The following is a 14,648-nucleotide window of genomic DNA, read 5'->3' as shown; positions in this document are numbered from 1 at the left end:
TAAAATGCTGTGCTGCTTTTCGCACAGACATTTTATCTCTAGTCATAATTTCTATGACTTTGTCTTTAAAATCTTTTGAATATCCCATGTTTCTATTGTTCTATATTTTTAAGTATTTGGCTATATTCAATTGTCGCATTCACTACCCACCAAAATTTTCGTTTGCAATTATTTGCAAACGCAGTCCATCGGGACGTTGGATACGCAGATTGCTTTAGATCGGAAGCTGCAACTACCCTTGAAGGGAAAATATCTGGCAGATTTGCAGTTTAGTGTAGAGGTTCCCATTTCTGTTGATATTGATTATTCCACCAATATTCAAATTAACCAGACGATGCCGCTTGAGGCGACCACAGATTTGGTGATTAAAAATAAACTAGTGCCGAAATTTCCGTTAAAAATGGATATTCCTGTCAAGTTAGATGTGCCTTTTCATTTGAAAAGAACCTATAACATTCCTATTCGAATAAATTTTAATGGTCCAGTGTATTTTGAGTTTAATGAAAAAGTCGATTTGCATGTGGTACATCAGTTTGCACCACAACTCAAACTCAATGACCCGATGACCATGCGAAAAATCGCAACCTTTAATGCCACGATGTATAACGCAGAGCGTAATACCAAGGCAAATTTAGATATGAATATGGATTTGCCGATAAAAAATGTACATCCATAAGCGTGATTCAACTCAAAAAAAAGCCCGAATCAATCCGGGCTTTTTTTTGTTCGATCTTATTTTAAAGCAGCTTCAACAGCACTACGTAGAGAAGTGGTTGGGTGACCGAGTAACTGTTCCAAGTCTTTACGATCACTTTGCATTGCACCGTCAATGCTATTGATATCGGCATCGACGATCACATCTACAAGACCAGCGGGTAAGCCAGCTTGTAATAGGCCTTGTGTGTAGTCTTCAGCGGTTAGATTTTGATAGTGGACCTTTTGACCTGAAACTTGCTGTAAGGTTTCAGCAAGCTGTGCCAAGGTGAAGCTGTCTGAGCTTGCAAGTTCATAGGTTTTATTCTCATGACCAGAGCTTGTAAGTACTTTTGCAGCTGCTTCAGCATACTCAGCACGGGTCGCTGCATTAATTTTCCCATCCTTTGCTGCACCAAATAAGGTACCTGTTTCAACCACATGTCCTGCAGCAGCAAGATAGTTTTCGACATACCAGTTATTTCGTAAGAAGGTATAGGTTAAACCACTAGCTTGAATCAGACTTTCTGTTTCACGATGTTCTTGAGATAAACCCAATGGCGATGTATCAGCACGTAACAGGCTGGTATAAGCAATATATGGAACCTTTGCTTCTACTGCAGCATCAATTACGGCTTTGTGTTGTGGAGTACGCCGACCAATTTCATTGGCGGAAATGAGTAATAATTTATCGACACCTTGTAGTGCAGGAACAAGTGTATCTGGTTGATCATAGTCAAAATGACGAAGTTCGATGCCTTGAGCTTGTAGAGATGCTACTTTTTCTGGTGAGCGAACTAAAGCGATGATGTTTTCGGCCGCGGTTTCTTTCAATAAAAATTGAAGGACCAATTTGCCTAGTTGACCTGTTGCACCTGTAATTGCGATTTTCATATTTAAACCCTCTGATTGTTGAATAAATGATCTTGATGGTTGAATCTTAATCTGTTAACTTACTAAATGTAAGTACGTACCAAAAAGTAAGTCAGTGACTTTGAGGAAAGATTTAATGAACACATACGCTACAAGTAAGTTATTAGGTCAAGTTTTATCCACGGACTGTCCTTCTCGAGAAATATTGGAACATCTCACCAATAAATGGTCAGTATTAGTTTTGCGTTGTTTGACTGAAGGGGTACACCGTTTTAGTGAACTTAAGCAGCGGATCGAAGGGGTGAGCGAAAAGATGCTGGCTCAAACGCTGAAAATGCTCGAGCAAGATGGTTTTATCTTACGGACAGTCTATCCAGTCGTGCCACCCAAAGTTGAATATCAACTGACTTTAATGGGCTCACAGGCTGCAGAAAAGTTAATGCATCTGATTGGTTGGGTTGAACGAACCTTGCCTGAAATTATTGAAGCTAAGGAAAATGCACGTAAATAGCTTTCGGAAATGGGGAGTGAAATTCGTTTGCCATTTATCAAAGGTATTTTGATGATGAGCTAAAGATTTTCGAGTGAGGTGCGGATTTTCCTAAAAATTTGCATCAGTACCAAGATGAATGAAATTTATAGTATTGCTGAATAATATTGTTCGAGAAATTCTTTAAAATATGGCAGAATAAGCGGTTTTAAAGTTTTTAGAGGATTGGCAAACATGCGCTTTGTTGATGAAGCAGTCATTACCGTAGAGGCTGGCGACGGTGGCAATGGCGTAGCCAGTTTTCGCCGTGAAAAATTCGTACCATTTGGTGGTCCAGATGGTGGTGATGGTGGTCGTGGCGGTAACGTATACGTTCAAGCCGACAACGACACAAGTACCCTAGTAGATTATCGTTATACACGTAAATTCCGTGCAGAACGTGCTAAAAATGGTCGTGGAGCGAACTGCTCAGGCCGTGGCGGTGAAGATACCGTATTGCTCGTTCCAGTGGGCACAACAATTGTAGATACAGAATCTGGCGATATCATCGGCGACTTAGTGGCTGACGGTCAGCGTGTGTTAGTGGCAGCAGGTGGTGAAGGTGGTTTGGGTAATACTCACTTCAAATCTTCAACAAACCGTTCTCCACGTAAATGTACACACGGCTCAAAAGGCGAATATCGTGAAATTCGTCTTGAATTAAAAGTACTCGCAGACGTTGGTTTGTTGGGTATGCCAAATGCGGGTAAATCAACTTTTATCCGTGCAGTTTCAGCAGCAAAACCAAAAGTTGCAGATTATCCATTTACCACTATGGTGCCAAACCTAGGTGTGGTTGATGCCGATAGTCACCGTTCATTTGTAATGGCGGATATTCCGGGTCTAATCGAAGGGGCTGCAGAAGGTGCAGGTCTAGGTATTCGATTCCTGAAACACTTGGCACGTACACGTATTTTATTACACATCGTAGATGTGCAACCGATTGATGGTTCTGACCCTGCGTACAATGCAAAAGCAATTTTGGAAGAGTTGAAAAAATTCTCCCCAACACTTTCAAAATTACCTGTTGTATTGGTACTCAATAAAGTAGACCAATTGGCGGCTGAAACGCGTGATGAATGGTGTGATCACATTCTCGAAGAGTTGCAGTGGAAAGGCCCTGTATTCAAAACTTCAGGTTTAACGTTTGAAGGTACTAAAGACGTTGTGTATTACCTGATGGATCAAATTGAAGAGCAGCGCGAACGCGAAACTGAAGATCCTGAATATGCTGCAGAAGTTAAAGCATTCCGTGATCAGCTTGAAGCTGAAACACGTGAGCAAACGCTTGCGGCGAAAGAAGCATATCGTGAAATGCGTCGTCAACAACGTCTGGCAGGTCAAGGTGAAGACTTTGATGATGAATTTGAAGACGGTGATGATGAGGCAGAATCGTACTACGTACGTTAATTGCTGAATAAGTGTCAAAGCAAACAAGTCTGAGGACAAGATGATAGAAGTGGTAGATGGGCAACGTCAGCTCAAGGGTTGTAAACGTATCGTTGTTAAAATCGGATCATCACTACTCACAGCAAACGGAAAAGGGTTAGATCTGGATGCAATCTCGCATTGGGCGGGACAAATTGCAGAACTACACAATGCAGGACACGAGATCATTCTTGTGTCTTCCGGTGCTGTGGCTGAAGGGATGGTACGTATGAATTTGGACAACCGACCCACAGATCTACCCAGTCTACAGGCTTGTGCTGCCATTGGTCAGATGGGCTTAATTCATACTTGGTCTAGCGTATTAGAACAACGTTCGATACGCACAGCGCAAGTTCTGTTAACGCATGATGACTTGGCAGACCGTCGTCGCTATTTGAACTCTTGTGATGCTTTGCAGCATTTGATCGATTGGCGTGTGATTCCTGTGATCAATGAAAATGACACAGTGTCGACTGACGAAATCCGCTTTGGCGATAACGATACTTTAGCTGCGATGGTGGCTGGACAGGTTCATGCAGACCTCTTGGTGATTCTAACTGACCAAGAAGGTATGTTCGACTCTGACCCACGTTCCAATCCAGACGCAAAACTGTTCCATACAGTACGTGCAATGGATGAATCATTATTCGATATGGCGGGCGGCGGCGGTAAATTCGGTCGTGGCGGTATGTTGACCAAAGTTCGTGCGGCACGTTTGGCCGCCAAGTCAGGTTGTCCAACAGTGATTGCGAGCGGCGATAGCGACAATGTACTTTCACGTGTCATGGCCGGTGAATTACTCGGTACCTTATTCATTACGGATAATGACCGTGTCACAGCCCATCAACAATGGTTAGCTGCACATTTACAAACAGCTGGTCGTTTAGTGATTGATGATGGCGCAGTCAAAGCCATTCGTGATAATCACCGCAGTTTATTACCTGTAGGCGTGAAAGCGGTTGAAGGGCATTTTGAACGTGGTGATGTGGTGGAATGTGTCGATACACAAGGTCATCGTGTTGCCGTAGGTCGTGTAAACTTCAGTTCACGTTCGGCAGAAATCGTTAAAGGTTTGGCCTCAGATAAAGTTCATCAAGTTTTAGGGGAAGCCCGATCACTTGAAATGATCCATCGCAATCATATGTCAATTTACTAAATTGAAAGATCAAAATCCTGCTTCCGAGCGGGATTTTTTATGGCATGTCATTTGAATATAACGATAAAAATAGTAATAAGACGAGAAGAATATGAGCGAAATTCAATATTTAAATATTCAAGATCTAAAAGATGAGCAGGCTCAACTATGCGAATTATTGGCACAATGTGTGCAAGATGGTGCATCACTGGGTTTTTTAGCTGAAGAATCTAAGTCGCACTATGATGAATATTGGTCTGCTGTGGCAAAGGATATTCAAAAGCATAAAACCTTTTTGTGGGCGGCGCTACAAAGCGGTGAAATTGTGGGCACAGTACAATTGGTTCGTGCCACCAAAGCCAATGCACTGCATCGTGCTGAGATTGAAAAACTTATGGTGCATCCAAAGGTACGTCAGCGAGGCATTGCTCATCAACTATTAATACTTGCAGAAGATCAAGCAAAACACTTGAACTTGAAATTACTTGTACTTGATACGCGTACAGGCGATGTTTCTGAAAAGCTGTATGAAAAATTTAACTTTATAAAAGCTGGGATCATTCCGCAATTTGCATTGAGCCATACGGGTACAATAGATTCAACGACATTATTTTATAAATTATTGTCTTAAGATAAAGTTGATGAATTTTTTAGACCAAAACTCCTGCAAAGATGCAGGAGTTTTTCCATTAAAGGTTCTTTTGATTAACCCGTTTAGAGTGTTTTTCTGCACTTTCAACTCGTTCAGAATAGCGATCTGTAAGGTAGGCAGATTGACCACGTGTGAGTAGGGTAAATTTATATAGTTCCTCCATTACATCGACAATGCGAGTGTAATAGGAGGAAGGTTTCATGCGGTCATTTTCATCAAATTCTAAAAATGCTTTTGCAACGGATGATTGATTTGGAATCGTGATCATCCGCATCCAACGCCCAAGGATTCGCATTTGGTTAACAGCATTGAAGGATTGCGAACCGCCACTGACTTGCATTAACGCCAGCGTTTTACCTTGAGTAGCACGAATGGCACCAGCGGCTAAAGGAATCCAATCAATTTGTGCTTTCAATATAGAACTCATCGCGCCATGTCGTTCTGGCGAACACCATACCATGCCTTCAGACCATGCAAGCAATTCATGTAATTCCTGAACTTTAGGATGGGAGGTTTCAGCATCTTCAGGCAGAGGAAGACCTTTAGGATGAAAGATTTTGACTTCTGCACCAAAATGTTCAAGGATTCGACCCGCCTCCAATACCGTTAAACGGCTAAATGAGCGTTCACGGTTAGAGCCATATAGCAGCAGAATGCGTGGCGGATGTTCAAGTGCTTTAGCTTGAACTTGTTCAAAACGCGGTGTTTCAAGTAGATCTAGTTGAATATTGGGGAGCTTCATTTTAGTTCTCTTTATACCATTTTCGTTTTAACCATAGCGATACACTCACTAATGCAATTAGTACAGGGACTTCAACCAATGGGCCAATAATCGTGGTAAATGCAATCGGAGATGCAATACCAAAGGTGGCGATGGCAACAGCGAGGGCAAGTTCAAAATTATTACCCGCTGCGGTAAAGGATATGGCAGTGGTTTTGGCGTAATTATTACCCATCCATTTGCTCATCAAAAAGCTAATGAAAAACATCACCACAAAGTAGATCGTGAGGGGAATGCCAATACGCAGTACATCCATTGGAAGGCTCACGACATCTGCACCTTTGAGGCTAAACATCACCACAATGGTAAAGAGTAATGCCATTAAACTGATGGGGCTGATTTTGGGTATAAATTGATTTTTATACCAAGCCAGACCTTTTTGTTTTACCAATATGGCACGCGTCAGGAAACCGAGCAGGAAGGGAATACCTAGATACACCAATACTGCATGTGTGATGGTCCAAAAGCTGACTTGGATCACTTGTGCTTCTATACCAAAATAAGGCGGTAAAAAACTCAAAAAGAACCATGCGTAGGTACTAAAAAATGCAATTTGGAAAATACTGTTAAAGGCCACTAAAGCCGCTACGTATTGGTTATCCCCACAAGCGAGATCATTCCAAACCAGAACCATCGCAATGCAACGTGCTAAACCAATCAGAATCAAACCGGTCATGTATTCAGGGTAGTGTTGTAAAAACACGATCGCCAAAATAAACATCAGGCAAGGTGCGATTAACCAATTTTGAACCAGTGATAGGTATAAGGTACGTTTATCTTTAAACACTTCAGGCAGCGCTTTGTAATCCACTTTGGCCAAAGGCGGATACATCATCAGGATTAAACCAATGGCAATCGCAATATTGACATCACCGATATTGAGTTGATTTAAAGCTCTTGAAGCACTTGGAATATAGACGCCAATCGCAATGCCTAGCCCCATTGCGATAAAAATCCATAGCGTTAGATTGCGGTCTAGAAATGACAGTTTTGCAGCAGCCATTATTGGATCTCTGAAATTTTTTGGATTTCTAGGTTGAGTTCTTCACGACTTAATTGCGTAAAATCGAGTGCAAATAAAGCATCTAAACGGCGGTTAATATGCGCCACGGTATCAAGAAATGCTGCAAGTTTTATGTCATATACAAGCTCTAAATGGGAAGGATCTTCTAAGCCCCAGTGGGCTTTGATGGCAGAGCCTAAGTAAATTGGGCAAGCTTCTTGAGCGGCAGAACCACAGACGGTAATTACCACATCGGGTTGATATTGTTCACATGCTGCGATGGTTTTACTCGACAAACCCTCAGTCGGTAGATTGAGGTTTTGTAGGGTTTTCAAGGTAAACGGGTGGACTTGTCCTGAAGGTTTACTACCTGCGCTATAGGCATGGAAACCTTCAGGGGCACGATGGTTAAAAAGTACTTCGGATAAAATGCTGCGGCAGCTATTGCCAGTACATAGAAATAAAAAATTCATAGCGTTTCACACAATGTTGTAGTGCCTTTCGGAGAGTTTAAATCGAGATTTTTAAATCGTTCTTGGTGACGCATGACATCAAGTATTTGTGTACACCAAGTAGGCAGTGCAGGGTGAATGGAGTAATAGACCCATTGACCTTTGCGTTGATCACTCAAAACACTAGATGACCGTAGTAGCGCTAGATGGCGCGAAATTTTGGGTTGGCTTAATTCAAGGGACTCGGTGAGTTCGCAGACGCAGAGTTCACCTTTACATGCCAACAGCATGATGATGTTCAGACGAGTCTCATCTGCAAGTAATTTGAAAAATTCAGTCTGTTCCATGTTTATCTGTATATATGGATTTGCATATATATTTACATATGAATATATGGATGTCCATATGTGTTCTTCAATAAAAATCCCACACTTGGTGGGATTTTTATATTTAGATCAGTTTAAAAGTCGAATGAAGTTTGTAAGAAGAAAGTACGTGGCTGACCAATATATTTACCACCTGTTGCATCTGATGAACGGGTGAAATACTGTTTATCAAAGACATTCTTAATACCAGCAGCAACTTTAACCCCTTGTAGCGAACCGCCAAAGTCATAGCCTGTACGCACAGCAAAAGTTGAATAGCCTGGAATATCGCCTAGTTTACCATTTGCTGTTTCTTCAGTTTGGTAGATGTTAGAATCTTGGTTGCCTGGGGCACGTTGTTTAGATTGTGCATACATGTCGGCATTGATGGACCAAGCATCATATTTATAACCTAAGCCAAAGTTTGCGACATTTTGTGAATAGAAGGGCAAATCTTTACCTTTAAAGTTACCTGCTTCAGCAACCGCTTTGGTATAGGTGTAATTACCATAGGCTTTTAAGCCTTCGAGATTGTCAGCTAAATGTCCAAAGTCATAGCTAAAACCGGTTTCGATCCCTTTATGACTTGTAGCACCGAGGTCAGTCCAAATGCCATTGTTTGCAGCATCACGTTCTAAAATCAGTTCTTTGTCAAAATCTAGATAAAACGCAGTCAATTCAGCACTCAAACCATTGCCTAAATATTTGGTACCAATTTCATAGTTATTAGACTTTTCAGGATGTAAGCCATCTAAGGTGGTGACCGCTGTAGTACCTTGCGTTGTTGCTAACTGGTTATATTGCTGTGGACCAAAAGAGACACCGGCATTGGCAAAGAAATTCCAATGGTCTGTTGCTTTATACAGGATAGCTAAACTTGGCAAAAATTCATCTGATTGGATCGATGGATGAACAGTATTTTGTAATACGCCATTTTTATAGGCACTAAAACTGTTTTGGGTGTCAATCGATTCAAAACGAACGCCGGGTGTAATATTCCATTTACCCAATTCTATACGGTTATCGATATAAGCAGCGTGTGCTTTGGTGCCACCCGCACTGCGGGTACGTGCTATAAACTGACCGGGTTCTGCATCTGCTGCGTATTCAGTACGGCCTGCGAACTCGGTGCTCTCTTCGTCCATATAACGGTAACCGACGGTCACTTCATTCAGCGTACTTCCTAAGCTATAGTTACGTGAATAACGTGGCTCAATGGCAAAGACTTTATAATCACGTGGTGAAGTATCTAAGCGATGATTGCCATTGGCTAAAGTAGATTCAAGGTTGCTGGTACGGAATGAATCGATGTAATAACTTAAAAGTTCAAAGTTATTCGTGTCATCTTTATGTGTATAACGTAAAGATACATCTGAACGACGGCCAGTGAAAAAGTCACGATAATGCGACGTTTGATACGGATTTGCTTCGAATTCAGCAGCACTTAAACCTTCAGGCATTTCACCTGTACCATCGTAGTGATGGAAATTTAATGCGATTTTATCCTGATCAGTGATGTCATAAGCGGTTTTTAACATGACATCATCAATGTCATTTTTATTGTTCGCTTCACGATAACCGTTGCCTTTAGTGCCTGAATAAAGCAAGGCAAGACCTAAACCATTATCTAATGTTCCACCAACAAACAGACTAGGACTTAATTTTACCTGATCTGTACCTGTTGCATATTCAGAGTTTAATGCCACTGTACCTTTAAAGTCTTCAGGAATGCTACGTGTGGCAAAGTTGATAATACCGCCGACATTTTGTGGTCCAAAACGGACAGAACCTGCACCACGGACTACATCAACAGATTCTATATTTCCTAAAGAGACAGGCGCCATCGAAAGCTGTGGTTGGCCATACGGTGCAAATGACATTGGGATGCCATCGATCAACACGGTTGAACGTGGAGAGAGGCGAGAGGTTAATCCTCGAACGCCAATATTTAATGAAACATCGCTACCGCCAGTACCATTATTTTCTTGAACCTGAACGCCGGGAACTTGGCGTAACGCATCTTTAAGAGATGTTGCTGCGCTTTCGTTTAAGCGTTTACGGTCAATGATGGTCCGCGCACCGGCATGCTTTTGCACCTTTTTTTCATTGGCGTTTTCCAGCCAGTTCCCTTGAGTTTCAATGGTGATGGTTGGCAAAACATTTGCTTGCGCTATCTCTGTATTTTCAGCAGCTGAAGCCAAAGTGGCAACCATGCTTATACCTACCGCAATACTCAGCGGTAATAACGGGAAATTTTGAAGCTTTGGAGATTTTTTGCTTGAACTATACATAAAAGTGTGAGCAATGGAGAGAGTGCGCGTATCATAATCTTGAGTGTAATAAATTTAAATAAGGATGATTATCATTTAAATCTATGAATATGATTAAGCTAATAGACTTTTTAATTTAAATAAAGAATAGGTGTAATTTATAGTCAAAAAACCGCGCTAAAGCACGGTTTCTTAAAATGAATTTAATTATTTGAACTGGATAGAGCCATTTGCACTGACCGTGATTTTAGATTCACCACCTGCCATTTCTTGTTCAGGAATAACATCGGCACTTGCAGCTTTCATCATCGCCATACGCGGAACTGGCTGACCACCATAATTGCTGGTATTTAAATTGATATTAACTAAGTTATAGCCTGATTTATTCCATGCCTGAGCGAGCGCTTGGGCACGTTGTTGAAAGTTTTTGGATACTTCAACCATCAGTTCATTTTCAACTTTTTTACGCTGTGCATCTGACACACTAAAGCTGATGGATTGAGTTTGGAAATTTTGTTGTAACTCGCTCACCAATTGGCTAGCTGCTTTAAAGTCTGTACTTTCTAAACGCACTTCGGCACGACCACGCCATTCTTTCAATTTACGACTGTCATTGTCATAAATCGGGTAGGTGCTTTGAGATCCCGTTTCGATTTTTACCGCAGGGTATTTACGGGCTGTGTTCACCGCTTGGGTCATCAATTGGTTGATTTGGGTAGCAAGTTCAGCCGGTTGTTTATTTGATTTTTCAATATATAAAACGGCATACATTTGGTCGTTCGACACTTGGCGAGTAGCATCCGCCTGAATGTTCACGATGTTGTAATTGAGTGGGTCAGCTGCTTGAGTTGCTGCTGCCAAACCTAGACTGGATGCTAATAAAACAGTAGATAAGATAATTTTACGCATTGTTATGACCTATTCTTCTTTCAGAATGACTAATTTAGCTTATGCTGTTATCTTAAAAGGGGATTGTGATGGATTAAAGGAAAATCTGTGGTGGGATTGTAAATCTTTCAAGAAAAATAAATGCAGTGCTTGATGAATATTTATTTAAATAATCAGTGCTTAGTTGTTTAATTAATTGAAGATTACAATAATCATTCATAAGTTGTAAAAAAGCATAAAATAAAAAGGTTTTCTTTGTTTTGTCACACTGTAAGATGATAATTCAAGATATCCATGGAATAGATCTGTTTTTTCTCTAAATTATCTTTTTATTTGATCATAAAAGTGATTTATTTTCTTGAAAAAGTCTGTATCATCCGCCCTCTAGTTAGCCATTATATAGAGAGCTCTTAAAACTAACTGGAACTCATAAAGCACCGAGTCAAAGGACCGCAAGTCACCCGACTTATTTCTTTTAACCCATATCAGAGATGGTAATTCGATATGAGCGTTTCTTCTGTAAACCCTGCCACTAATTCTACTAACGAATACTATTTGACTCGCCAAAGCCAGATGGAATCCAATGTTCGTAGCTATCCGCGTAAACTTCCACTTGCGATAGCAAAAGCTTTAGGTTGTTGGGTTACTGATGTTGAAGGTACAGAGTACCTCGATTGTTTAGCTGGGGCAGGAACATTGGCATTAGGCCATAATCATCCTGCGGTAATTCAAAGTATCCAAGACACACTTGCAAGTGGCCTCCCATTGCATACTTTGGATTTAACAACGCCTTTAAAAGATGCTTTTACTGAAGCACTACTTGAGCAATTACCTGGTGGTAAAGAAGAGTATTGTCTACAGTTCTGTGGCCCATCTGGTGCAGATGGTACAGAAGCAGCAATTAAATTAGCAAAAACTTACACTGGTCGTAGTTCAGTAATCAGCTTCTCAGGTGGTTACCATGGTATGACTCACGGTTCTTTAGCAATGACAGGTAACTTGTCTGCTAAAAATGCTGTAAACGGCTTAATGCCGGGTGTTCAATTTATGCCGTATCCGCATGAATACCGTTGCCCATTAGGCATTGGTGGTGAAGCGGGTGTTGATGCATTAACGTATTATTTCGAAAACTTCATTGAAGACGTAGAAAGCGGTGTAACTAAACCTGCAGCTGTAATCTTGGAAGCAATCCAAGGTGAAGGCGGTGTAGTGACTGCACCTGTAAAATGGTTAAAGAAAATCCGCGAAGTGACTGAAAAGCACAACATCGTGTTGATTCTTGATGAAGTACAAGCAGGCTTTGCACGTTCAGGTAAAATGTTTGCCTTTGAACACGCAGGTATCGAGCCAGACGTCGTTGTAATGTCTAAAGCAGTCGGTGGCAGCTTACCGCTTGCAGTATTGGGTATTAAACGTAAGTTTGACGCATGGCAGCCAGCGGGTCACACGGGCACATTCCGTGGTAACCAGCTTGCTATGGGTACTGGTCTTGCAACAATCAAAACCATCAAAGAACAAAACTTGGCTCAAAACGCGCAAGAGCGTGGCGACTTCTTACAAGCTGAAATTAAAAAATTAGCGGTAGCATTCCCATGTATCGGTAACGTACGCGGCCGTGGTTTGATGATTGGTGTTGAAATTGTTGATGAACGTCAAAAAGCAGATCACATGGGTTCTTTACCAGGTGATTCTCAATTGGCAGCAGCAATTCAAGCAGCATGTTTTGATAACAAATTGTTGTTAGAAAAAGGTGGTCGTAACGGTACTGTAATTCGTTTACTTTGCCCATTGATCATTAACCAAGCTGAATGTATTGAGGTGATCGTTCGCTTCAAGAAAGCACTTGCTGAAGCACTTGTTGCAACTCGAGGCGCATAAGTCATGGTAGATTTTGCAGAACATCGTAAAGCGTTATTCTGCAATGATGCACAATCCATTGCTGACTATCAGTCAGCAATGGGCGAAGCGGTAAAAGCCGTTTCTGCATGGTTGCAAAATGACAAAATGTACACCGGCGGTAGCATTAAAGAGCTTCGTAGTGCAATTGCATTCAATCCTTCAAAAGAAGGTATGGGTGTACAAAAATCACTAGACCGTATGGTTGAGCTGTTCTTAAACAAAAGCTTAAAAGTACATCACCCACATTCTTTAGCGCATTTGCATTGCCCAACAATGGTAACAAGCCAAATCGCTGAAGTGCTCATTAACGCGACAAACCAATCTATGGACTCATGGGATCAAAGCCCTGCCGGTTCATTGATGGAAGTTCAGTTAATTGACTGGCTTCGCCAAAAAGTTGGTTATGGTGCAGGTCAAGCAGGTGTATTCACCTCTGGCGGTACGCAGTCTAACTTAATGGGTGTTTTGCTTGCACGTGATGCATGTATTGCTAAAAACTGGAAAGACGAAAACGGTAACCCGTGGTCTGTTCAGCGTGATGGCGTACCTGCGGAAGCAATGCGTAACGTAAAAGTGATCTGTTCTGAAAATGCACACTTCTCTGTGCAAAAGAACATGGCCATGATGGGTATGGGTTTCCAATCTGTTGTCACTGTTCCTGTAGATGCAAATGCACGCATGGATATAGACGCGCTTGAGAAAACCATGGCGCACCTTCAAGCTGAAGGTAAAATTGTAGCATGTGTGGTTGCAACTGCGGGTACAACCGATGCAGGCGCAATTGACCCATTGAAAGAAGTGCGTGCAATCACCAACAAATATGACGCGTGGATGCATATCGACGCAGCATGGGGCGGTGCACTGATTCTTTCAAATGACTATCGTTCAATGTTAGATGGTATTGAACTGTCTGACTCGGTAACGCTTGATTTCCATAAGCATTACTTCCAAACGATTTCATGTGGCGCGTTCTTGCTGAAAGATGAATCGAACTATCGTTTCATGCATTATGAAGCTGAGTATTTAAACTCTGCTTATGATGAAGAGCATGGCGTTCCTAACTTAGTATCTAAGTCACTACAAACAACACGTCGTTTTGACGCGTTGAAATTGTGGATGACGGTTGAAGCGTTAGGTGAAGAGCTTTACGGTTCGATGATCGATCATGGTGTAGGTCTTACACGTGATGTTGCAGATTATATCAATGCAACTGACGGTCTAGAAATGCTGGTTGATCCTCAATTTGCATCTGTTTTGTTCCGTGTAGTACCAGCAGGTTACCCAGCAGAATTGTTAGATACATTGAACCAAAACGTAGCAGACGAATTGTTTGCTCGTGGTGAAGCGAATATTGGTGTAACTAAAGTGGGTCAGGTTCAATCATTGAAAATGACGACTTTAAGCCCAGTAGCAACTTTAGACAACGTGAAGAACTTGCTTGCTCTTGTGCTAGCAGAAGCGGATCGTATCAAAGGTCCAATTGCTGATGGTACATATACTCCTGCAATTGACTAATCATCATTTTGTAGTTGTAGAAGAAGGAGCTCATTTGAGCCACTGCTGTCCCACAATTTTTCACAAGAGGAAGCTCATTTGAGCTTCCTCTTGTTTTATGGGTATTTTATCGGGTGAAAATAAAGCTTTTAAAGTTCTTCTTTCAAACAAATTCACTTGAATTAT

General features: G+C 41.5%; 13 protein-coding genes and 1 pseudogene. 7 read left to right on the top strand and 7 right to left on the bottom strand.

What is annotated here, in order from left to right; translation table 11 throughout:
* Positions 1-124: 124 nt before the first annotated feature.
* A pseudogene (locus FTT72_RS15025) lies at positions 125-676 on the top strand (hypothetical protein); the annotation flags it as partial.
* A gap of 56 nt (positions 677-732) precedes the next feature.
* On the opposite strand, the gene FTT72_RS15020 reads toward FTT72_RS15025, so the two are convergent.
* A complete protein-coding gene (locus FTT72_RS15020) occupies positions 733-1,587 on the bottom strand; it encodes an SDR family oxidoreductase (RefSeq protein WP_180178626.1) in 855 nt (284 codons plus the stop codon).
* 115 nt (positions 1,588-1,702) lie between these two features.
* Between FTT72_RS15020 and FTT72_RS15015 the strand changes: the two genes are divergently transcribed.
* The 4 genes from FTT72_RS15015 to FTT72_RS15000 all read left to right on the top strand — a co-directional run bounded on the left by FTT72_RS15015 (position 1,703) and on the right by FTT72_RS15000 (position 5,289).
* Positions 1,703-2,077, top strand: a complete 375-nt coding sequence (locus tag FTT72_RS15015) for a helix-turn-helix domain-containing protein (protein WP_078191873.1) — start codon at positions 1,703-1,705, stop codon at positions 2,075-2,077.
* 213 nt (positions 2,078-2,290) lie between these two features.
* Complete coding sequence (gene cgtA / locus FTT72_RS15010) at positions 2,291-3,505, top strand: Obg family GTPase CgtA (protein WP_078190204.1); 1,215 nt, start codon at positions 2,291-2,293, stop codon at positions 3,503-3,505.
* A 40-nt stretch (positions 3,506-3,545) separates the two neighbouring features.
* Complete coding sequence (gene proB / locus FTT72_RS15005) at positions 3,546-4,679, top strand: glutamate 5-kinase (protein WP_078190202.1); 1,134 nt, start codon at positions 3,546-3,548, stop codon at positions 4,677-4,679.
* Positions 4,680-4,770: 91 nt separating this feature from the next.
* Positions 4,771-5,289 carry a GNAT family N-acetyltransferase gene (locus FTT72_RS15000; protein ID WP_180178625.1) on the top strand — a complete coding sequence of 173 codons (519 nt, stop codon included), beginning with the start codon at positions 4,771-4,773 and terminating at the stop codon, positions 5,287-5,289.
* Positions 5,290-5,347: 58 nt separating this feature from the next.
* On the opposite strand, the gene arsH is transcribed toward FTT72_RS15000, so the two are convergent.
* From arsH to FTT72_RS14970, 6 genes are all read right to left on the bottom strand, one after another.
* The gene (gene arsH / locus FTT72_RS14995; RefSeq protein WP_180178624.1) at positions 5,348-6,052 is read right to left on the bottom strand and encodes an arsenical resistance protein ArsH; all 705 of its coding nucleotides are present in this window, start codon (positions 6,050-6,052) and stop codon (positions 5,348-5,350) included.
* Between the two features lies 1 nt (position 6,053).
* Positions 6,054-7,094, bottom strand: a complete 1,041-nt coding sequence (gene arsB, locus FTT72_RS14990) for an ACR3 family arsenite efflux transporter (protein WP_180178623.1) — start codon at positions 7,092-7,094, stop codon at positions 6,054-6,056.
* Positions 7,094-7,567, bottom strand: a complete 474-nt coding sequence (locus FTT72_RS14985) for an arsenate reductase ArsC (RefSeq protein WP_180178622.1) — start codon at positions 7,565-7,567, stop codon at positions 7,094-7,096. The genes arsB and FTT72_RS14985 overlap by 1 nt, the downstream gene beginning before the upstream one ends.
* On the bottom strand, positions 7,564-7,893 hold the full coding sequence (locus FTT72_RS14980; protein ID WP_180109214.1) for a metalloregulator ArsR/SmtB family transcription factor: 330 nt from the start codon (positions 7,891-7,893) through the stop codon (positions 7,564-7,566). The genes FTT72_RS14985 and FTT72_RS14980 overlap by 4 nt, the downstream gene beginning before the upstream one ends.
* A 113-nt stretch (positions 7,894-8,006) precedes the next feature.
* Positions 8,007-10,124: a TonB-dependent receptor family protein gene (locus FTT72_RS14975; protein WP_373686932.1), complete on the bottom strand. Its 2,118-nt coding sequence runs from the start codon at positions 10,122-10,124 to the stop codon at positions 8,007-8,009.
* A 264-nt stretch (positions 10,125-10,388) separates the two neighbouring features.
* Positions 10,389-11,090, bottom strand: coding sequence for an SIMPL domain-containing protein (locus FTT72_RS14970; protein WP_180178620.1), 702 nt, complete (start codon positions 11,088-11,090; stop codon positions 10,389-10,391).
* A 483-nt stretch (positions 11,091-11,573) separates the two neighbouring features.
* Here FTT72_RS14970 and FTT72_RS14965 point away from each other — a divergent pair, with 483 nt between their 5' ends.
* Together FTT72_RS14965 and FTT72_RS14960 are read left to right on the top strand one after the other, a co-directional pair.
* Positions 11,574-12,947: a diaminobutyrate--2-oxoglutarate transaminase gene (locus tag FTT72_RS14965; RefSeq protein WP_180022801.1), complete on the top strand. Its 1,374-nt coding sequence runs from the start codon at positions 11,574-11,576 to the stop codon at positions 12,945-12,947.
* 3 nt (positions 12,948-12,950) lie between these two features.
* Positions 12,951-14,483: an aspartate aminotransferase family protein gene (locus tag FTT72_RS14960; RefSeq protein ID WP_168379197.1), complete on the top strand. Its 1,533-nt coding sequence runs from the start codon at positions 12,951-12,953 to the stop codon at positions 14,481-14,483.
* Positions 14,484-14,648: the final 165 nt, after the last annotated feature.

This window comes from Acinetobacter sp. YH01005, from assembly GCF_013420465.1.
Classification (GTDB): Bacteria; Pseudomonadota; Gammaproteobacteria; order Pseudomonadales; family Moraxellaceae; genus Acinetobacter; species Acinetobacter amyesii.
The sequence above is the reverse complement of the archived record's forward strand: the minus strand, read 5'-3'. Positions and strand labels throughout refer to the sequence as shown.

Bases quoted from the DNA above. Each gene is read 5' to 3' on its own strand.
- FTT72_RS15020 (WP_180178626.1), bottom strand. From the start codon at position 1,587: ATGAAAATCGCAATTACAGGTGCAACAGGTCAACTAGGCAAATTGGTC.
- FTT72_RS15015 (WP_078191873.1), top strand. From the start codon at position 1,703: ATGAACACATACGCTACAAGTAAGTTATTAGGTCAAGTTTTATCCACG.
- FTT72_RS14985 (WP_180178622.1), bottom strand. From the start codon at position 7,567: ATGAATTTTTTATTTCTATGTACTGGCAATAGCTGCCGCAGCATTTTA.
- FTT72_RS14970 (WP_180178620.1), bottom strand. From the start codon at position 11,090: ATGCGTAAAATTATCTTATCTACTGTTTTATTAGCATCCAGTCTAGGT.
- FTT72_RS15000 (WP_180178625.1), top strand. From the start codon at position 4,771: ATGAGCGAAATTCAATATTTAAATATTCAAGATCTAAAAGATGAGCAG.
- proB (WP_078190202.1), top strand. From the start codon at position 3,546: ATGATAGAAGTGGTAGATGGGCAACGTCAGCTCAAGGGTTGTAAACGT.
- cgtA (WP_078190204.1), top strand. From the start codon at position 2,291: ATGCGCTTTGTTGATGAAGCAGTCATTACCGTAGAGGCTGGCGACGGT.
- arsB (WP_180178623.1), bottom strand. From the start codon at position 7,094: ATGGCTGCTGCAAAACTGTCATTTCTAGACCGCAATCTAACGCTATGG.
- FTT72_RS14960 (WP_168379197.1), top strand. From the start codon at position 12,951: ATGGTAGATTTTGCAGAACATCGTAAAGCGTTATTCTGCAATGATGCA.
- FTT72_RS14975 (WP_373686932.1), bottom strand. From the start codon at position 10,124: ATGGTTGCCACTTTGGCTTCAGCTGCTGAAAATACAGAGATAGCGCAA.
- arsH (WP_180178624.1), bottom strand. From the start codon at position 6,052: ATGAAGCTCCCCAATATTCAACTAGATCTACTTGAAACACCGCGTTTT.
- FTT72_RS14980 (WP_180109214.1), bottom strand. From the start codon at position 7,893: ATGGAACAGACTGAATTTTTCAAATTACTTGCAGATGAGACTCGTCTG.
- FTT72_RS14965 (WP_180022801.1), top strand. From the start codon at position 11,574: ATGAGCGTTTCTTCTGTAAACCCTGCCACTAATTCTACTAACGAATAC.